General features: G+C 73.6%; 16 protein-coding genes. 11 read left to right on the forward strand and 5 right to left on the reverse strand.

What is annotated here, in order from left to right; translation table 11 throughout:
- Positions 1-18: 18 nt before the first annotated feature.
- Positions 19-660: a hypothetical protein gene (locus tag ACA514_RS39695; protein WP_375046461.1), complete on the forward strand. Its 642-nt coding sequence runs from the start codon at positions 19-21 to the stop codon at positions 658-660.
- A 78-nt stretch (positions 661-738) separates the two neighbouring features.
- Here the strand turns inward: ACA514_RS39695 and fabI are convergent, their stop codons facing one another.
- Both fabI and ACA514_RS39705 read right to left on the reverse strand, forming a co-directional pair.
- Positions 739-1527, reverse strand: a complete 789-nt coding sequence (gene fabI, locus ACA514_RS39700) for an enoyl-ACP reductase FabI (RefSeq protein WP_375046462.1) — start codon at positions 1525-1527, stop codon at positions 739-741.
- Between the two features lie 6 nt (positions 1528-1533).
- Positions 1534-2238, reverse strand: coding sequence for a beta-ketoacyl-ACP reductase (locus ACA514_RS39705; RefSeq protein WP_375046463.1), 705 nt, complete (start codon positions 2236-2238; stop codon positions 1534-1536).
- A gap of 238 nt (positions 2239-2476) precedes the next feature.
- On the opposite strand from ACA514_RS39705, the gene ACA514_RS39710 reads away from it, so the two are divergent.
- On the forward strand, positions 2477-3976 hold the full coding sequence (locus ACA514_RS39710) for a TldD/PmbA family protein (protein ID WP_375046464.1): 1500 nt from the start codon (positions 2477-2479) through the stop codon (positions 3974-3976).
- A 5-nt stretch (positions 3977-3981) separates the two neighbouring features.
- On the forward strand, positions 3982-5358 hold the full coding sequence (locus ACA514_RS39715) for a metallopeptidase TldD-related protein (protein WP_375046547.1): 1377 nt from the start codon (positions 3982-3984) through the stop codon (positions 5356-5358).
- Between the two features lie 173 nt (positions 5359-5531).
- On the opposite strand, the gene ACA514_RS39720 is transcribed toward ACA514_RS39715, so the two are convergent.
- Positions 5532-5744: a dodecin gene (locus ACA514_RS39720; RefSeq protein WP_285919753.1), complete on the reverse strand. Its 213-nt coding sequence runs from the start codon at positions 5742-5744 to the stop codon at positions 5532-5534.
- 64 nt (positions 5745-5808) lie between these two features.
- Between ACA514_RS39720 and ACA514_RS39725 the strand changes: the two genes are divergently transcribed.
- The 6 genes from ACA514_RS39725 (at position 5809) to ACA514_RS39750 (ending at position 12664) form a co-directional block, all read left to right on the forward strand.
- Positions 5809-6141, forward strand: a complete 333-nt coding sequence (locus ACA514_RS39725) for a DUF3099 domain-containing protein (protein WP_375046465.1) — start codon at positions 5809-5811, stop codon at positions 6139-6141.
- A gap of 383 nt (positions 6142-6524) precedes the next feature.
- Complete coding sequence (locus ACA514_RS39730) at positions 6525-7742, forward strand: hypothetical protein (protein WP_375046466.1); 1218 nt, start codon at positions 6525-6527, stop codon at positions 7740-7742.
- Between the two features lie 177 nt (positions 7743-7919).
- Positions 7920-9932 (forward strand): substrate-binding domain-containing protein, encoded by a 2013-nt coding sequence (locus ACA514_RS39735; RefSeq protein ID WP_375046467.1) that lies wholly within the window; start codon positions 7920-7922, stop codon positions 9930-9932.
- A gap of 148 nt (positions 9933-10080) precedes the next feature.
- Positions 10081-11232 carry an acyl-CoA dehydrogenase family protein gene (locus ACA514_RS39740; RefSeq protein WP_375046468.1) on the forward strand — a complete coding sequence of 384 codons (1152 nt, stop codon included), beginning with the start codon at positions 10081-10083 and terminating at the stop codon, positions 11230-11232.
- Positions 11233-11267: 35 nt separating this feature from the next.
- A complete protein-coding gene (fabG, locus tag ACA514_RS39745) occupies positions 11268-12023 on the forward strand; it encodes a 3-oxoacyl-ACP reductase FabG (protein ID WP_375046469.1) in 756 nt (251 codons plus the stop codon).
- Between the two features lie 20 nt (positions 12024-12043).
- Positions 12044-12664, forward strand: a complete 621-nt coding sequence (locus ACA514_RS39750; protein WP_375046470.1) for a TetR/AcrR family transcriptional regulator — start codon at positions 12044-12046, stop codon at positions 12662-12664.
- Here ACA514_RS39750 and ACA514_RS39755 read toward each other — a convergent pair.
- Together ACA514_RS39755 and icmF are read right to left on the reverse strand one after the other, a co-directional pair.
- Positions 12658-13455, reverse strand: a complete 798-nt coding sequence (locus ACA514_RS39755) for a helical backbone metal receptor (RefSeq protein WP_375046471.1) — start codon at positions 13453-13455, stop codon at positions 12658-12660. The genes ACA514_RS39750 and ACA514_RS39755 overlap by 7 nt on opposite strands.
- Complete coding sequence (gene icmF / locus ACA514_RS39760; protein ID WP_375046472.1) at positions 13448-16666, reverse strand: fused isobutyryl-CoA mutase/GTPase IcmF; 3219 nt, start codon at positions 16664-16666, stop codon at positions 13448-13450. The genes ACA514_RS39755 and icmF overlap by 8 nt, the downstream gene beginning before the upstream one ends.
- A 53-nt stretch (positions 16667-16719) precedes the next feature.
- Here icmF and ACA514_RS39765 point away from each other — a divergent pair, with 53 nt between their 5' ends.
- Complete coding sequence (locus ACA514_RS39765; RefSeq protein WP_375046473.1) at positions 16720-17256, forward strand: MarR family transcriptional regulator; 537 nt, start codon at positions 16720-16722, stop codon at positions 17254-17256.
- A gap of 143 nt (positions 17257-17399) precedes the next feature.
- The gene (locus ACA514_RS39770) at positions 17400-18671 is read left to right on the forward strand and encodes a hydroxyacid-oxoacid transhydrogenase (protein ID WP_375046474.1); all 1272 of its coding nucleotides are present in this window, start codon (positions 17400-17402) and stop codon (positions 18669-18671) included.
- Positions 18672-18688 lie beyond the last annotated feature (17 nt).

Raw genomic sequence — 18688 nt, forward strand, 5'->3', positions numbered from 1 at the left:
GGCAGGCGGAGGAGCGACATGCCCCAGCGGCTCAGGCGGCTCGGTACGGCTTCGGCCGCGGTCTCGGCGGGCGCCCTGGTCCTGCTGCTGGCCGCGCCCGCGAGCGAGGCGGCGGCGGACACGTGCAAGAAGGGCACCGACCCGGCCAGCACCATCGACAACTGGAAGTGCAACCTCGGCAACCTGCGCAAGGCGCTGACCCCGACGCCCACGCCGACACCGACCCCCACGCCCGGGCCCACCAAGAGCAAGAAGCCCAGCGCCCCGAAGAGCAGCGCCCCCAAGAAGTCCAAGGCCCCGGCCGGCGGCTCGGGCCCGGCGGCCTCGTCGCCCTCGGGCGGGGGCGCCGGACCGTCCACGATGACCGGCGCGGAGGGCCTCAAGCCCTACGACGGGAAGGCCCCGGCGCTCTCCTCCGGCCTGCCGGGCGTGCTGCCCACCCCGGAGATCGCGGCCGACCCGAACGCCTACCGGAACGCGGCCGGCGTGGCCGCGCTGCCGCAGACGCGCCTCATCTCCCCCGTCGCGGCCTCTGAGCACGACGACGGCCAGATGCTGTGGGTCGCCGCCGCCGCGGGCGCCGCGGGCGCCGTGGCCGCCCTCAACATCAGCGTCGCGGGCCGCTCCCTCCGCCGGGCCGCCGCGGCGCGCCGCCGCTGACGCGAACGCGAGAGGCCCCTTCCCCGCGCGGGGAAGGGGCCTCGCCCGCGAAACCGCGGGGACGGCGAACCGCGGCGACTACACGTCCGGGGCGCCGATGGAGTGCAGGCCGCCGTCGACGTGGACGATCTCGCCGCTGGTGGCCGGGAACCAGTCCGACAGCAGCGCCACGCAGGCCCGCGCGGTCGGCTCGCTGTCCTTGATGTCCCAGCCGAGCGGGGCCGCCTTCGGCCACATCTCCGTCATGCCCTCGAAGCCGGGGATGCTCTTGGCCGCCATCGTGGCGAGCGGGCCCGCCGCGACGAGGTTCACGCGGATGCCCTGCGGGCCGAGGTACTTGGCCAGGTAGCGGGCGCACGACTCCAGGCCGGCCTTCGCCACGCCCATCCAGTCGTACACCGGCCACGACTTGGTGGCGTCGAAGTCGAGGCCGACGACCGAGCCGCCGTCCTTCATCAGCGGCAGGCACGCCATCGTCAGCGACTTCAGCGAGTACGTGGAGGCGTGTATCGCCGTCGCCACGTCCTCCCAGGGCGTCTCCAGGAAGTTGCCGCCGAGCGCGGTCTGCGGCGCGAAGCCGATCGCGTGCATCACGCCGTCGAGGTGGTCGAAGCCGTGCGCGCGCAGGTTGCCCTCAAGGGCGTTCAGCTGCTCGGTGTTCATCACGTCGAGCTCGATGACCGGCGGCGGGTTCTCCGGACCCGACGGCAGCCGCTTCGCGGTCCGCGCGGTGAGGGTGGGGCGCGGGTAGGCGGTCAGCACCACCTCGGCGCCCTGCTCCTGCGCGACCCGCGCGACGTGGAAGCCGATGGAGGCGTCGGTGAGGACGCCGGTGACCAGGATCCGCTTGCCTTCGAGGATTCCCATGACGTGTCAGTGCCCCATTCCCAGGCCGCCGTCGACCGGGATCACGGCCCCGGTGATGTAGGCGGCGTCCTCGCTCGCCACGAACCGCACGGCCTTGGCGACCTCCTCGGGCCGCGCGATCCGGCCCAGCGGGATCGCCGCGGTGATCCCCTTCTGCTGGTCCTCGGTCAGCACCGCGGTCATGTCGGTGTCGACGAACCCGGGCGCGACCACGTTCACCGTGATGTTCCGCGACCCCAGCTCGCGGGCCAGCGACCGGGCGAACCCGACCAGGCCCGCCTTCGACGCCGCGTAGTTCGCCTGCCCCGGCGACCCGAGCAGCCCCACCACCGACGACACCAGCACGATGCGCCCCGTGCGGGCCCGCATCATGCCCTTCACACCGCGCTTGGCGACGCGGAACGCGCCGGTCAGGTTCGTGTCCAGCACCGAGGTGAACGACTCCTCGCTCATCACCGCCAGGAGCGTGTCCTTCGTGATGCCGGCGTTGGCGACGAGCACCTCGACCTTGCCCTGCTCCGCCTCCACCTTGGCGAACGCCGCGTCGACGTCCTCGGCGCTGGTCACATCGCACCGCACGCCGAACAGCCCCGCCGGGGGCTCGCCCGACCGGTAGGTGACGGCGACGGCGTCGCCCGCCGCGGCCAGCTCGCGGGCGATGGCCAGGCCGATGCCCCGGTTCCCCCCGGTCACGAGGACAGAGCGACTCATCACGACCCTCTCGTAGGCTGCTTGTAGGTGCGTCCTCCGGTGCGCGGCTCGCCGTGCGCGCCGATCCGCCCGCGGCCGGGCACCGGGCCCGGAGCCGTCGTCCCGGGACGACATCGCCTGACCCTAGCGGGCCCCCGCGGCGAAGAGGATGTGCCTTCCCGACAAGATCCGTCTCCCCCGCTTTGTTCGCCGCCGCACGGGTGGGGCGGGAGGCGGCCCCCGAGGTAGGTTGCCAAGGGTGCATGACATCGATCCCGCCTTCACCGCGCTGCCGCTGCGCACGCTGGCCGACGCGGCCCTCGCCCGGGCCAGGGAACTCGGCGCCGAGCACGCCGACTTCCGCCTCGAACGCATCCGCAGCCAGACGCTGCGGCTGCACGACGCCGCCCTGGAGACCGCGCTGGACGCCGACGACCTCGGCCTGTCGGTCCGGGTCGTCAAGGACGGCACCTGGGGGTTCGCCGCCGGCATCGACCTGACCCCCGCCGGCGCCGCCCGGGTCGCCGAGCAGGCCGTCGAGGTCGCCGCCGTCGCCCGGCCCGTCAACCGCGAGCCCATCGAGCTGGCGCCCGAGCCCGCGCACGGCGAGCGCACCTGGGTGTCCGCCTACGAGACCGACCCCTTCGACGTCCCGACCGCCGAGAAGGTCGCGCTGCTGGCCGACTGGAGCCGCGGGCTGCTCGCCGACGCCCGCGTCGACCACGTCGACGCCACCCTGCTGCAGGTCAAGGAGAACAAGTTCTTCGCCGACCTCAACGGGACCGTCACCACCCAGCAGCGCGTCCGGCTGCACCCGGTCCTGGACGCCGTCGGCATCGCCGACGGCGTCTTCGACACCATGCGCACCCTCGCGCCGCCCGCCGGATACGGCTGGGAATGGCTGACCGGCGCGCACTGGGACTGGGACGGGGAACTCGCCCGCATCCCCGAACTGCTCGCCGAGAAACTCGCCGCGCCCACCGTCGAGGCCGGCGCCTACGACGTCGTCGTCGACCCGTCCAACCTGTGGCTGACCATCCACGAGTCGATCGGGCACGCCACCGAGCTGGACCGCGCGCTCGGCTACGAGGCCGCCTACGCCGGCACCTCGTTCGCCACCCCCGACAAGCTCGGGAACCTGCAGTACGGCTCCAAGGTCATGAACATCACCGGCGACCGCACCACCGAGCACGGCCTCGCCACCATCGGCTACGACGACGAGGGCGTCGAGACCCAGTCGTTCGACATCGTCTCCGGCGGGCTGTTCACCGGCTACCAGACCGACCGGCGCATCGCCCGGCTGACGGGCGCCGAGCGCTCCAACGGCTGCGCGTTCGCCGACGCCCCGTCCAGCATGCCGATCCAGCGGATGGCGAACGTGTCGCTGCGGCCCGCGCCGGACGGGCCGTCCACCGACGAGCTGATCTCCGGCGTCGACCGCGGCATCTACATCGTCGGCGACAAGAGCTGGTCGATCGACATGCAGCGGTACAACTTCCAGTTCACCGGGCAGCGGTTCTACCGGATCGAGAACGGCCGGCTCGCCGGCCAGCTCCGCGACGTCGCCTACCAGGCCACCACCACCGACTTCTGGAACTCGATGGAGGCCGTCGGCGGCCAGCAGACCTACGTGCTGGGCGGCGCGTTCAACTGCGGCAAGGGCCAGCCCGGGCAGGTCGCGCCGGTCAGCCACGGCTGCCCGGCCGCGCTGTTCCGCGGCGTCAACATCCTCAACACCGTGCAGGAGGCCGGGCAGTGAGCGTGATCAGGCCGCAAGAGGCGGTGGAGCGGGCGCTCGCCCTGTCGCGGACGGACGACTGCGTCGTCATCGCCGACGAGTCCACCACCGCGAACCTGCGCTGGGCGGGCAACACCCTCACCACCAACGGGGTCACCCGCTCCAGCCGGCTGACCGTGATCGCGCTGCGCCGCACCGGCGACGGCGTCGCCGCCGGCGTCGTGTCGCGGTCCGCGGTCGGCGCCGACGGCATCGAGGACCTGGTGCGCGCCGCCGAGGCCGACGCCGCCGGCAACGAGGCCGCCGAGGACGCCGCGCCGCTGGTCGCCGGCGGGCCCGCCGCGGCCGGCTGGGACGACGCGCCCGCCGAGACCGGGATCGGGGTGTTCGAGGGCGTCGCGCCCGCGCTCGGCGAGGCGTTCGGCGTCGCGCAGGACGCCGGCAACCGGCTGTACGGGTTCGCCAACCACGTGCTGACCTCGACGTTCCTCGGCACCTCCGCGGGCGTGCGGCTGCGCCACGACCAGCCGACCGGCCTGCTGGAGCTGAACGCCAAGGGCGCCGGCGGCTCGGCCTGGGCCGGCGCCGGCACCCGCGACTTCGCCGACGTGGACGTCCCCGCCCTCGCGGCCGGGCTCGCCCGCCGGCTGGACTGGGGCGCCCGGCGCGTCGACCTGCCCGCCGGCCGCTACGAGACGATCCTGCCGCCGTCCGCGGTCGCCGACCTGATGGTCTACCTGTACTGGTCGGCGGGCGCGCAGGACGCCGCCGACGGCCGGACGGTGTTCAGCGCCCCCGGCGGCGGCACCCGCGTCGGGGAACGGCTGGCGAGCCTGCCCGTCACCCTGTCCAGCGACCCCGCCGCGCCCGGCATGGAGTGCGCGCCGTTCGTCGTCGCGCACGCCTCCAGCCGCGAGGCCTCCGTGTTCGACAACGGCCTCCCGCTCGGCGCCACCGACTGGATCTCCGGCGGCACCCTCACCTCGCTCGCCCAGACCCGGCACTCCGCCGACCGGACCGGGCTGCCGCTCACGCCGTCCATCGACAACCTGTCGATGACGGGCCCGGACGGCGGCGCGTCCCTGGAGGAGATGATCGCCCGCACCGACCGCGGGCTCCTGCTGACCTGCCTGTGGTACATCCGCGAGGTCGACCCGCAGAGCCTGCTGCTGACCGGCCTCACCCGCGACGGCGTCTACCTCGTCGAGAACGGCGAGGTCGTCGGGGCCGTCAACAACTTCCGGTTCAACGAGAGCCCGGTCGACCTGCTGTCCCGGCTCACCGAGGTCGGCGAGACCGTCCCGACGCTGCCGCGCGAATGGTCGGACTACTTCACCCGGGCGGCGATGCCCGCGGTGAGGGTGGGCGACTTCAACATGTCGACGGTGTCCCAGGCGAGTTAGGTGTGGGGGGGCGACCCCCCACACCCCCCGATGCGGGGGCGACCGTCGCCTTGCGCTCCGCTGGCGCTCCGCTGGCGCTCCGGTCACCCCCGGTGGGGGGCCAGCCCCCCACGCCCCCCGGTGGGGGGCACCCCCACACCCCCGCTTGCGCGCGGGGGTGCGGGGCGGGGATGTCAGGCGTCCTCCAGGCGGAAGCCGACCTTGATCGTTACCTGGTAGTGCGCGACCTCGCCGTCCTCGATCTGGCCCCGCACCTCCTTCACCTCGAACCAGTCGAGGTGGCGCAGGGTCTGGGAGGCGCGCCTGATGCCGTTGCGGACGGCGCTCTCCACCGACTCCGGGGAGGTGCCCACGATCTCCGTCACCCGGTACGTGCGATCCGTCATGCCCGGTCTCCCATCTCTTGACCGTCCTGCTGTCGCCTATCGGACTCCATGGGCTTACCGTGGAATGGTGAAGGTCAATCACCGCCGGGGGCCGGAGGTCTACACGGTCACCGACGCTCCCCGCCCGATGTCCGAGGACATCGGCTACCGGCAGCGGCGCTACCTGTGGTCGATGGGGGTGCGGACGGTCTGCTTCGTCGGCGCGGTGGTGAGCGTGGTGGCCGGGGCCCCGGTGTGGCTGGCGGGGCTGCTGGTGGTCGGCGCGCTGCTGCTGCCGTACGTCGCGGTGATCTTCGCGAACGGCGGCCGGGAGCCGACTCCGTCGGCGCACTTCGAGGATCACGAGGGCGCCGAACAGAAGCGGGTTTCCGGACAGCGACCGGAAATCGGGTCGTGACATTCTCTTGACTAACCGCGGGGGGTTTCGGTGTACGATTTGTACCGGCGCTCTGGTCCCCCGTCGGGGCGCCCGTGCCGGTGTTCCGGGCCCCCGTCGGAACACCGATGATGCGGCGCCGGGTGGGTTGCCCCCGTATCCACCCGGCGCCGCTTTTCATGTCCGGGGGTCCGCGCACTACCGCCCCGATGCCTCCCCTTGACCTCCGGCCGGCGGCCCCAGCAAGATCTCCGCGCTTCCGCAAGTCCCGGTGCTGGCCTGCTTCGGCCACGCGCCGAAATCAGGCGGATCCGAACTTTTTCCGTTCCCGTCCGTCCCGATCCGGGCCGTGGTGCGTACTGCACCGTGGGTGAACGCCATCCCCGCGCCAGAGGGGAGGTCCCGTGGACCCGGGCTTTCGGCTGGACGGCCGGTACCGCATGGAGCGACGCCTTGCCCGGCACGGCCGCGCGCAGGTGTGGCGCGGGCGCGACGAGCTGCTCGAGCGCCGCGTCGCCCTGACGTTCGTCCCCGTGCCGCACCGGGAGGCGGCACTGCGCGAGCGGATCGGGGACGCGATGCGGGCCCCTGCGCCGGCGCATCCCTGCGCTGTCACCACTTTCGACTGCGGCGAGGCCGAAGGACCGGACGGCGACCCGCTGCTGTACGTCGTGACGGAGTTCCCCGGCGGCGAGACCCTCGCCGCCCGCCTGGCGCGGGGCCTGCCGCCGCCTCAAGAGGCCGTGGCGGTCTGCGCCCGGGTCGCCGGGGTCCTGGCGGCGGCCCATGACTGCGGGGCCGTGCACGGCGCTTTGACGCCCGCCGAGGTCCTCCTCACCGCGGACGGCGTCAAGCTGCTCGGTCTCGGCCCCGCCGGTGCGGTCATCCGCGCCGGCGGCGACGTCGGCGACCCGGGCGACGACGTGCGGGCGCTCGGCCGGCTGATCGCCGAGTGCCTGACCGGGGACCCCGGCGGGCCGGTGGACGGATCGGCGGGCCTCGGCGGGCTGGTGGCGCACTGCCGGGACGGGGACGGCGCCGGCAGTCCGTCGGCGGCGGAGGCGGCGCACATCCTCGCCTCCTGGGAGCTGCCGCCGGCGTCGCCCGCAGGGGCCGAGCGCACCGCCGGGCGGCCCCGTGTGCGGCGGGCGGCGCGCCTCGGTGGGGTCTGCGCCGCAGTGCTGGCCTTGGCCCTTCTGCCTCTGCTGACGACCCTGTCCTCCCTGCGGGACGCCCCTGCGGACGTGGTGGTGCCGCTGCCGGGCGGGCCGGTGCGGGCGACGGCGAGCCGGCCGGCGGCCGTGGAGCCGCCCAGTACGCCGGCTGTTCGCGTGGTTCCGGCCGGAGCGGTCCGTGCCGCGGCGGTGAGCGCGCTGGCGCGGATGCGGCGCTCACTGGACGTCGGCATGGCGGTGGGCGAAGTGCGGCCGGGGTTCGGCACCGAGCTGGCGACCCTGGTGACCGCGCTGCTGGACGAGGTGGGCGGCGGCGCGCCGGTCGACCTCGGGCGGCGGATCGCGGGGCTGCGCTCGGCGCTGGCGGGCCGGGCGCCCGGAGACGTCGCGCCGGCCCGCGCGGCCGGGCTGGGCTCCCTGCTCGCCGAGGTCCCCGCGTCCTCCTGATCGCGGTGCCGCCCAGTCCGGTGCCGGCGAAACCCTTGACGGGGCCGGCCGGCGAGACGAACATCACACCCGACCGACTGAGACACATTGATGATCTGTCTCACGCTCCGCGAGGAGGCGAGTCATGGCACGGCGCGCCGCGGCCCGATGCGTCCGCCCGGTGGACGGAGGCCCGCGATGAGCGGACCCGACGACGACGTGCCCGACTGGGCGCCGCGCAACCCGTCCGACTCGGGCGGCTATGCGGTGCCCCGCGACTTCCTCGGCGCCTCGGACCCCGGCGGGGCGAACCCCGCCGCGCGGGTCCCGCGGCGCGATCGGGCACGGCCGCCCGGGGAGCCGGCGTTCGGGCCGCCCCCTCCCCCGCCGCCGAGGGCGGGAGGGCCGGCGCACGCCGCCGGCAAGGGGGGCGGGCACGGGCGGCACGGCGCGGTGCGCGCACCGCGGCGGCGCCCGGGGATCATGCTCGGCCCGCTGGCGGCCGCGGCCGGGCTGGTCGTCCTCTCGGGCCTCGGCGTGTACGCGCTCGCCGCGCAGGGCGGCGGCTGCTCGGGCGGCGACGCGGTGACGGTGTCGGTCGCGGCGGCGCCCGACATCGAGCCGGCCGTGGCGAAGGCGGCGGGCCGCTTCAACGACGACCGGCACGAGGTCGGCGGCCGGTGCGCGCGGGTGCGGGTCGGGGCGGCGGACCCGGCGGCGGTGGCGACGCTGCTGTCCGGCAAGGGGTCGACGGGGGTGACCGAGCGGCCGGACGTCTGGATCCCGGACTCCTCGCTGTGGATCAGGCTCGTGCAGGGCGCGGGCCGGCCGGGGAACGGGGCGTCGTTCACCGGGCTCGGCGGGATCGCCTCCAGCCCGATCGTGGTGGCGATGCCGAAGACCCTCGCCGGGCAGTTGCGCCAGGCGGGCGTGCCGGCCCGGCCGTCCTGGCGGGACCTGCTCGTGGCCGCCGGGACGGCGGACGACGCCGGGGCCCCGGCGGCCGGGGCGGGCGGCGGCGCCATCCCGGCGCACCTGCTGAGGCTGCAGGTGCCCGACCCCGACCGCAGCGCGACCGGCATGGGGACCCTGATGCTGGCCGGTGCGCTGATGGGCGGCTCGCCGGACGGCGAGGCCGTGTTCACCGGCGTGGTGCGGACGATCCGGGAGGGCGTCGCCGCATCGGTGAACGCCGAGTTCACCGCCTTCCGGGGCGGCGCGGAACAGCCCTATCCCGTCGCCCTCGCGCCCGAGCGGGCCGTGTACGCCTACAACGCCGGGCGCCCGGCCGATCCGGCCGTCGCGGTGTATCCGGCGGAGGGCTCGGTGTTCCTCGACTACCCCGTCACCGTCCTGGACAAGGACCCGGCGAAGCTGCGCACCGGCAGGCTGTTCCAGAAGGCGCTCGCCTCGAAGGCCTTCCGCGCCCAGGTCCACGGGCTCGGCCTGCGGACGCCGGACGGCGCCGCGCCCGCGTCGTTCACCGCGCGGGCGGGCGTGGACCCGCAGGTCCCGCACGCGCTGGCCGCCCCGCCCGCCGCCACGGTCGCGCAGACCATGCAGGCGTGGGCGCAGCTGTCGCTGAGCATCCGGATGCTCAGCATCATGGACGTCTCCGGTTCGATGGCCGAGCCGGTCGCGCCGGGGGTGTCGCGGCTGCAGTCGACGATCCGGACGGCCCAGGGCGGCCTGTCGCTGCTGCCCGACGACAGCGAGCTCGGCCAGTGGGAGTTCTCCACCGACCTGCCGGGCGGCCGTGACTGGCGCGAGCTGGTGAGCGTGGGGCCGCTCGGGGAGCGGCTCGGGTCGTCCACCCGCCGGCAGCGGGTGCTGAGCGCCTTCGCGCAGATGCAGGTGAAGCGGCACGGCGACACCGGCCTGTACGACACGGTCCTGGCGGCGTTCGACTCCATGACCCGCTCCTACAAGCCCGAGTTCGTCAACTCGATCCTGGTCTGGACCGACGGCCGCGACGAGGACCCGGACGGCCCGACCCTGGACGAGACGCTCGCCGAGCTGCGCCGCACCTACGACCCGGAGCGGCCCGTCCAGATCAACATGCTCGGCTACGGACCCGACGTCGACGTCCGGGACCTGCGGCGCATCGCGCACGAGACGCACGGGGAGGTCTACGTCGCCGAGACGCCGCAGCAGATCCAGGGGATCTTCCTCAAGGCCGTCTCTCGGCGCGTCTGCGAGCCCGGCTGCTGACGCCCTCCAGGCGAACGGAACGCTAGATTCCGCCATCTGCTCCGGCGGGGTGGTCCGGCCTCGGCTCGCGCTTCGGCGGTATTTGCTGCTAGAACGAGATTCGAGCTAAGTTAGCGTTCTGATAGTTACGCACCGAAAGGGGCAGAGCGTGCGCCGCACCCTGTTCAACGAGGACCATGAGGCGTTCCGGGAGACCATCCGGGACTTCATCGAGGCCGAGGTCGCTCCGGTCTACGAGGAGTGGGAGCAGGCCGGGCACCCGCCCCGCGACTTCTACAACAAGCTCGGCGAGCTGGGCGTCTTCGGCATCCAGGTGCCCGAGGAGTACGGCGGCGCGGGCGAGACCAGCTTCAAGTACCAGGCGGTGATCTCCGAGGAGTGCGCCCGCGCCGGGGTGAGCTTCGGCGGCTACGGCGTGCACGTCAACCTCGTGCTGCCCTACCTGCTGAAGTACGCCTCCGAGGAGCAGAAGAAGCGCTGGCTGCCGCCGTTCATCAGCGGCGACATGATGACGGCCATCGCGATGACCGAGCCGGGCGCCGGCTCCGACCTCGCCGGCATGCAGACCACCGCCAGGCGCGACGGCGACCACTACGTCCTGAACGGCGCCAAGACCTTCATCACCGGCGGCGTCCTCGCCGACCGGGTGCTGGTCGTGGCCCGCACGGCGCCCGCGACGCCGGAGAACCGCCGCGCCGGCCTGTCGATCCTGGCCGTGGACACCAAGAGCGAGGGCTACTCGGTCGGCCGCAAGCTGGAGAAGATCGGGCTGCGCAGCTCCGACACCGCCGAGCTGTCGTTCGTCGACGTGAAGGTGCCCGTCGAGGACCTGCTCGGCGAGGAGGGCGCGGGCTTTGGCTACCTGACCCACAACCTGGCCGAGGAGCGGCTCGGCATCGCCACCAGCTCCTACGCGTCCGCGGCCGCCGCCGTCGAGTTCGCCCGCAAGTACGTGCAGGAGCGCACGGTCTTCGGCAAGACCGTCTCCTCGTTCCAGAACACCAAGTTCGTCCTCGCCGAGTGCGCCACCGAGGTCGAGGCGGCCCGGTCGCTGGTCGACCGGTGCATCGAGGCCCTGGACGCCGGCGAGCTGACCCCGGCCGACGCCGCCGTCGCCAAGCTGTTCTGCACCGAGGTGCAGCAGCGCGTCGTGGACAAGTGCCTGCAGCTGCACGGCGGCTACGGCTACATCCTGGAGTACCCGATCGCGCGCCTGTACACCGACGCCCGGGTCTCCCGGATCTACGGCGGCACCAGCGAGGTGCTGAAGACCATCATCGCCAAGGACATCCAGGTCTGAGACCCCCGGGTTCGACAGAGGGCAGGGAGCACGACATGACCGACACCAGGGTCGCCATCGTCACCGGTTCCGCGCGGGGCATCGGCGCCGCCACGGCCGTCCGGCTGGCCCGCGAGGGCTTCGCCGTCGCGGTCTGCGACCTCGACGAGGCCGCCTGCGCGGGCACCGTGGAGACCATCGAGAAGAACGGCGGGAAGGCGCTCGCCGTCGGCGTGAACGTCGCCGACTCCGGGCAGGTCGCCGCCGCCGTCGCGCGGATCGCCGCCGAGCTCGGCCCGCCGGTGGTGCTGGTGAACAACGCCGGCATCACCCGCGACAACCTGCTGTTCAAGATGTCCGACGACGACTGGGACTCGGTCCTGTCGGTGCACCTGCGCGGCTCGTTCCTGATGAGCCGCGCCGCGCAGGAGCACATGACGAAGGCCGGCTGGGGCCGCATCGTCAACCTGTCGTCGACGTCGGCGCTCGGCAACCGCGGGCAGGTGAACTACTCGGCGGCCAAGGCGGGCATGCAGGGCTTCACCAAGACCCTGGCGATCGAGCTCGGCAAGTTCGGCGTGACGGCGAACGCGATCGCGCCCGGCTTCATCGAGACCGAGATGACCGCGGCGACCGCCGAGCGGGTCGGCGTCGGCTTCGAGGACTTCAAGAAGGCCGCCGCGCAGCAGATCCCGGTCCGCCGGGTCGGCCGCCCCGAGGACATCGCGGGCGTCGTGGCGTTCCTGGTGAGCGAGGACGCCTCGTTCGTGTCCGGCCAGGTGATCTACGTGGCGGGCGGCCCGAAGGACTGACCGGCGCTTCCGAGGAGGCCATGGTGACCAGCCCGCGCACGGCGCGCCGGGACGAGCGGCCCCGCGACCGGGACGCGACCGAGGAGTCGCTGCGCGCCGCCGCGATCGCGCTGCTGCGCCGCGGCGGCGTGCTCGCCGGCCTCAACCTGCGGCAGGTCGCCGACGAGGCGGGCGTCAACCGCGGGCTGGTCTACCAGTACTTCGGGTCGCGGCGGGCGCTGCTGCGCTCGGCGCTGTTCCACCGGTCCCGCCCGAACGCCGAGGACGCGGCGGGCGCCGCCGGGCTGCCGCTGCGCAAGCGGCTGTCGCGGCTGTTCTGGACGAGCCTGCGCAACCCGGAGCCGGTCGTCCTGGCGACGCTGCTGGTGCTGGACGGCGACGACCGGCCCCGGGTGCTGCTGAACCACGGCGAGGGCCGCCGGGACCTGGCCGCCGAGGCGGCGGCGGGCGAGCTCCCGATCGACGACGTGGAGGCCGTGCAGGCGGCAATCGCGTCCACGATCTACGGGTACACGCTGCTGCGCGAGCACCTGGCGCGCGAGATCGACGTCCCGGCGGAGGAGCTGGACGGGCGGATGGCGCGCTGCTTCGAGGCCATGTTCACCCACCGCTCGCCCGGTGGCGGGGAGCCCGGTCAGTAGGGGCGGGCCGCCGCGAGCGCTTCGCGCAGCGCGGCGGGCGCCTGGACGAGCGACGGGCCGTACCAGGTGAGGTACCGGCCGCTGACCAGCGCGATGTCGTGGCCGGGGAACGCCTCCGGGCCGTCGTCGACGGTGAAGAGGTACGGCTCGTCCGGCAGCACGACGAGGTCGGCGCCGGCGGCGTTCAGCTCTCGCAGCGGGATCTTCGGGTACCGCTCGGGATGGCCCGCGTAGACGTTGGCGACGCCGAGGCGGGAGAGCACGTCACCGGTGAAGGTGTCGCGGCCGACGACCATCCAGGGACGCCTCCAGATCGGGACGACGGCGGCGCGCGGCGTGCCGGGCGCCGCGTCCGCCCAGGCCCGCGACGCCTCCTCCAGCCAGGCCGGGACGGGGACGCGGCACGCCTCGGTGAGCATCCGGCGCAGTGATTTCAGGGCCTCGTCCACGGTGCGGATCTCGGTCATCCACACCGGGACGCCGGCGGCGCGCAGCGCCTCGACGTCGGCCGGACGGTTCTCCTCGGTGTTGCCGAGGACGACGTCGGGCCGCAGCCCGATGATCCGCTCCACGTCCGGGTTCTTCGTCCCGCGCACCCGGGGCACGTCGAGACCGGCCGGGTGCGTGCACCAGTCGGTGGCGCCGACCAGCAGGCCGGGCGCGGTCTCCGCGACGCTTTCGGTGAGCGACGGGACGATCGACACCACCCGCCGCACCCGCTCCGGGACCGGGACGGGCGCGCCGGTGTCGTCCAGGCCCCCCACGCCCCCGGGTTCGCTGCGCTCAGACATTGCGGCGGTACTGGCCTCCGACCTCGAAGAACGCGTCGGTGATCTGCTGGAGGCTGCACACGCGCGCCGCGTCCATGAGCACCGCGAACACGTTCTCCCCCGTCCTCGCCGCCTCCTGCAGCGCGGCCAGCGCGGTCTCGGCCTCGGTACCGTGCGCGGACTGGAAGGAGCGGACCCGCCGCAGCTGGGAGCGCTTCTCGTCCTCGGTGGCGCGGGCGAGCTCGATCGTGTCGGGCGTGCCGTCGCCGGCGTCCGGGAGGCGGAAGGTGTTGACGCCGACGATCGGCAGCGACCCGTCGTGCTTGCGCTGCTCGTACAGCATCGACTCGTCCTGGATGCGGCCGCGCTGGTAGCCGGTCTCCATCGCGCCGAGGACGCCGCCGCGCTCGCTGATCCGGTCGAACTCGGCGAGGACGGCCTCCTCCACCAGGTCGGTCAGCTCGTCGATGATGAACGACCCCTGCAGCGGGTTCTCGTTCATCGCCAGGCCCCACTCGCGGTTGATGATGAGCTGGATCGCCAGCGCCCGCCGCACCGACTCCGCCGTGGGCGTGGTGACGGCCTCGTCATAGGCGTTGGTGTGCAGGCTGTTGCAGTTGTCGTAAATGGCGATGAGCGCCTGGAGCGTCGTGCGGATGTCGTTGAAGTGCATCTCCTGCGCGTGCAGGGAACGGCCGGACGTCTGCACGTGGTACTTCAGCTTCTGGCTGCGCTCGTTGGCGCCGTAGCGGTCCCGCATGGCGACGGCCCAGATGCGGCGGGCGACGCGTCCGAGCACGTTGTACTCGGGGTCCATGCCGTTGGAGAAGAAGAACGACAGGTTGGGCGCGAAGTCGTCGATGTCCATGCCGCGCGCCAGGTACGACTCGACGTAGGTGAACCCGTTGGCGAGCGTGAAGGCGAGTTGGCTGATGGGGTTCGCCCCGGCTTCGGCGATGTGGTAGCCGGAGATGGACACCGAGTAGAAGTTGCGGACCTTGTTGGCGATGAACCATTCCTGGATGTCGCCCATCATCCGCAGCGAGAACTCGGTGGAGAAGATGCAGGTGTTCTGGCCCTGGTCCTCCTTGAGGATGTCGGCCTGCACGGTGCCGCGCACCGTGGACAGCACCCGCGCGCGGATATCCGCGGCCTCCTCGGCGGACGGCTCGCGCCCGTTCTCCTCGCGGAACCGGTCGACGCCCTGGTCGATGGCGGTGTTGAGGAAGAACGCCAGGATCGTCGGGGCGGGCCCGTTGATCGTCATCGACACCGACGTGGTCGGCGAGGACAGGTCGAACCCGTCGTAGAGCGCCTTCATGTCGTCCAGCGTGGCGATCGAGACGCCGGACGTACCGACCTTGCCGTACACGTCGGGACGCTCGTCGGGGTCGCGGCCGTAGAGGGTGACCGAGTCGAACGCGGTGGACAGGCGGGTCGCGGGCTGGCCCTCCGACAGCAGCTTGAAGCGGCGGTTGGTGCGGAACGGGTCGCCCTCCCCCGCGAACATGCGGGCCGGGTCCTCGTTGTCGCGCTTGAACGGGAACACCCCGGCGGTGAACGGGAACTTCCCGGGCAGGTTCTCGGCGCGCAGGAACCGCAGCAGCTCGCCGTGGTCGGTGTAGCGGGGCAGCGCGACGCGCGGGATGCGGCTGCCCGACAGCGACTCGCGGGTCAGCGTGGTCCGCAGCTCCTTGTCGCGGATCCTCACGACCTGCTCGTCGCCGGAGTAGGACTCGACGACGGCGGGCCAGCCCGCGATCAGCTCCGCGTTCTCCGGGGCCACGTCGCGGCGGGCCTTCTCCAGCAGCGCTTCGACCTCGGACGCGTCGGTCAGCTCGGCGCGGACCTCGTCGAGGCGCTGCACCCGCCGGACGGCCTCGGCCTGCGCGGCCGTGTCGGCGTGGTAGCCGCGGACGGTCTCGGCGATGCCGGACAGGTACCGCACGCGGCCCGGCGGGATGATCGTGGCGGCGCCGGTCGAGACCTTGGTGTCGACGTGCGGCAGCGCGCCGTCCTCCAGGCTCAGGCCGTGCTCGGCGAGCATGGGGCCGAGGTGCTGGTAGAGCGCGGTGACGCCGTCGTCGTTGAAGGTGGCGGCGCTGGTGCCGAACACCGGCATGTCCTCGGGCCGCTGACCGAACGCCTCCCGGTTGCGGACCAGCTGGCGGGACACGTCGCGGCGGGCGTCCTCGGCGCCGCGCCGCTCGAACTTGTTGATCGCCACGACGTCCGCGAAGTCGAGCATGTCGATCTTCTCGAGCTGGGACGCGGCGCCGAACTCCGGCGTCATCACGTACAGCGAGACGTCCACCAGCGGGACGATCGCGGCGTCCCCCTGCCCGATGCCGGGCGTCTCCAGGACGACCAGGTCGTACCCGGCGGCCTTGACCGCGGTGATCATGTCCTCGACGTTCTCGGGCAGCTCGCGGGCGCCGCGGGTGGCCAGCGAGCGGAAGAAGACGCGGTCGCCGTCCAGGGAGTTCATCCGGATGCGGTCGCCGAGCAGCGCGCCGCCGCCCCGGCGCCGCGTCGGGTCGACGGCCAGCACCGCGACCCGCAGCCGGTCGCCCTGGTCGACGCGCAGCCGGCGGACCAGCTCGTCGGTGAGCGACGACTTGCCGGAGCCGCCCGTCCCGGTGATGCCGAGGACGGGGACGCGCCGGCCGGACGCCGCGTCGGCGAGGGCGGCCCGGTCGGCGTCCGCCAGCTTCCCGGCCTGCAGGCAGGTGATCGCCCGGGCGAGGGCGCGCCGGTCGCCGGCGACCACGGCGTCCGCGGGGACGGGCTCGTCCGCCAGGTCGACGTCGCAGTCCCGGACCAGCTCGTTGATCATCCCGGGCAGGCCGAGCCGCTGCCCGTCCTCCGGGGAGAAGATCCGCACCCCGGCGTCCGCGAGCCGCGCGATCTCCTCGTGCACGATCACGCCGCCACCGCCGCCGAACACCCGCACCTGCTCGGCGCCGGCCTCCTTGAGGCTGCGCGACAGGTACTCGAAGTACTCGACGTGGCCGCCCTGGTAGGAGCTGATCGCGACGCCCTGGGCGTCCTCCTCCAACACGGCGTCGACGACCTCGCGGACGGACCGGTCGTGGCCGAGGTGGACCACCTCGGCGCCCTGCGACTGCAGGATCCGCCGCATGATGTTGATGGCCGCGTCGTGCCCGTCGAACAGCGCGGCGGCCGTCACGAAGCGCACCGGGTGCACCGGCTTGTGGAGCGTTCCGGACACGTCCCCCACCCCAACCCTTGGACATCCAATATTTGGAAGTTAAAATAGTTTCCGTGCGCGACCAGGTCAAGACCGCATACGGTGGGGCGGTGCCCGACACCCCCGACCCCATCGCCGAGGCCCACCGCCAGTGGAGCGTCCGCTGGCCCGAGCACGCCGACCACATGGCCGCCGTCACCTCGGTGATGCGGGCCCAGCAGCTGCTGCTGAGCCGGATCGAGGTCGTGCTGAAGCCGCACGGGCTGACCTTCGCCGCCTACGAGGCGCTCCGGCTGCTCGCCTTCACCCGCACCGGCACGCTTCCGATGGGCAAGATGGGCACCCGGCTCATGGTGCACCCCGCGTCCGTCACCAACGTCATCGGGCGCCTGGAGCGGCGCGGCCTCGTCGGCCGCGCCCCCTCCCCCGACGACCGCCGCGTCGTGCTGGCCACGATCACCCCCGCCGGGCGCGATCTGGCCGAGGACGCCACCGCCGCGCTGAACAAGGCCGGCTTCGGGATCGCCGCGCTGCCCGCCGAGCGCGCCGCCGAGATCACCGCGGCGCTGCGCGCCGTCCGGGTCTCGGTCGGCGAGCTCGCCGACGGCTAGCGTCCGGCCCGCCCCGCAGCGGGCCGCACGGGACGCCGGCGATCTTCGCTGCCGGCCCGGAAACCCGACCCCGCCCTTGTCCGGCCCGTCCGCACGGTGACACCGTGGGGAACGATCACGTGTACCGGCATCGAGGGGCGGACATGGGCGATGAAACGGTCTTCACCTACGGCGCGCCGCAACTGAAGTTCGGCACGGGCGCGGCCGACGAGATCGGCTACGACCTGGCGCAGTACGGCGCCCGCCGGGTGCTCGTCGTGACGGACCCGGGCGTCGCCGCGACGGGCGGCCCGCAGCGGGTCGCCGGCGCGATGAAGGCGTACGGGATCGAGGCGGCGGTGTTCGACCGCGTCCGCGTCGAGCCGACGGACGCGAGCATGCGCGAGGCGGTCGAGCACGCGCGGGACACCGGGCCCTACGACGCCTACGTCGCGGTCGGCGGCGGATCCACCATCGACACCGCGAAGGCCGTGAACCTGCTCACCACCAACGACGGCGACCTCGCCGAGTACCTGAACCCGCCGGTCGGCGCGGGACGGGCCCCGGAGCGGCCGCTGCTGCCGCTGGTCGCCGTCCCCACCACGACGGGCACCGGCGCGGAGAGCACGACGGTGTGCGTGCTGGACGTCCTGGACCTGCGGGTCAAGACGGGCATCAGCCATCCGCGGATGCGCCCGGCGCTGGCCGTCGTCGACCCCGACTTGATGGTGACGCAGCCGGCCGAGGTCACCGCGTCGGCCGGGATGGACATCGTGTGCCACGCGCTGGAGAGCTACACCGCCAAGCCGTACGACGCGTACGAGCGCAAGCGGCCCGAGCAGCGCGTCCCGTACTGCGGCGCGAACCCGGTGTCGGACATGTGGTCCGAGCGGGCGCTCGGCCTGATCGCCCGGTCGTTCCGCGCGGCCGTCCGGGACGGGGAGGACCGGCGGGCCCGCGCCGACATGGCGCTGGCCGCGACGTTCGCGGGGCTCGGGTTCGGCAACGCGGGCGTGCACATCCCGCACGCCAACGCCTACCCGATCGCCGGGCGGGTCAAGGGCTTCCATCCCGCCGGGTATCCGGACGGGGAGCCGATGGTGCCGCACGGCATGTCGGTGTCGCTCACCGCGCCCGAGGCGTTCCGGTTCACCTTCCAGGCCCGGCCGGAGCGCCACGTCCGCGCGGCCGAGCTGCTCGACCCGGGCATGGACCGCCCGGACGACCCGGCCGAGCACCTGCCGCGGGCGCTGCTGAGCCTGATGCGCGACATCGGCATCCCGGACGGGATCGGCGGCGTCGGGTACGGCGAGGCCGACGTCCCCGGCCTGGTCGAGGGGACGATGAGGCAGCAGCGGCTGCTGGTGGCGTCGCCGCGCCCGGTCACCGAGGACGACGTCGCGGGGATCTTCCGCCGGTCGCTGCGCCTGTGGTGACGCAGCCGGACTGGCGG

Source organism: Actinomadura sp. NTSP31 (assembly GCF_041951385.1).
GTDB classification, from domain to species: Bacteria; Actinomycetota; Actinomycetes; order Streptosporangiales; family Streptosporangiaceae; genus Spirillospora; species Spirillospora napierensis.

Excerpts from the sequence above, each read along its gene's own strand:
- ACA514_RS39695 (WP_375046461.1), top strand. The coding sequence starts at position 19 with ATGCCCCAGCGGCTCAGGCGGCTCGGTACGGCTTCGGCCGCGGTCTCG.
- fabI (WP_375046462.1), bottom strand. The coding sequence starts at position 1,527 with ATGGGAATCCTCGAAGGCAAGCGGATCCTGGTCACCGGCGTCCTCACC.
- ACA514_RS39705 (WP_375046463.1), bottom strand. The coding sequence starts at position 2,238 with ATGAGTCGCTCTGTCCTCGTGACCGGGGGGAACCGGGGCATCGGCCTG.
- ACA514_RS39720 (WP_285919753.1), bottom strand. The coding sequence starts at position 5,744 with ATGACGGATCGCACGTACCGGGTGACGGAGATCGTGGGCACCTCCCCG.
- ACA514_RS39725 (WP_375046465.1), top strand. The coding sequence starts at position 5,809 with ATGGTGAAGGTCAATCACCGCCGGGGGCCGGAGGTCTACACGGTCACC.
- ACA514_RS39735 (WP_375046467.1), top strand. The coding sequence starts at position 7,920 with ATGAGCGGACCCGACGACGACGTGCCCGACTGGGCGCCGCGCAACCCG.
- fabG (WP_375046469.1), top strand. The coding sequence starts at position 11,268 with ATGACCGACACCAGGGTCGCCATCGTCACCGGTTCCGCGCGGGGCATC.
- ACA514_RS39750 (WP_375046470.1), top strand. The coding sequence starts at position 12,044 with ATGGTGACCAGCCCGCGCACGGCGCGCCGGGACGAGCGGCCCCGCGAC.
- ACA514_RS39755 (WP_375046471.1), bottom strand. The coding sequence starts at position 13,455 with ATGTCTGAGCGCAGCGAACCCGGGGGCGTGGGGGGCCTGGACGACACC.
- ACA514_RS39770 (WP_375046474.1), top strand. The coding sequence starts at position 17,400 with ATGGGCGATGAAACGGTCTTCACCTACGGCGCGCCGCAACTGAAGTTC.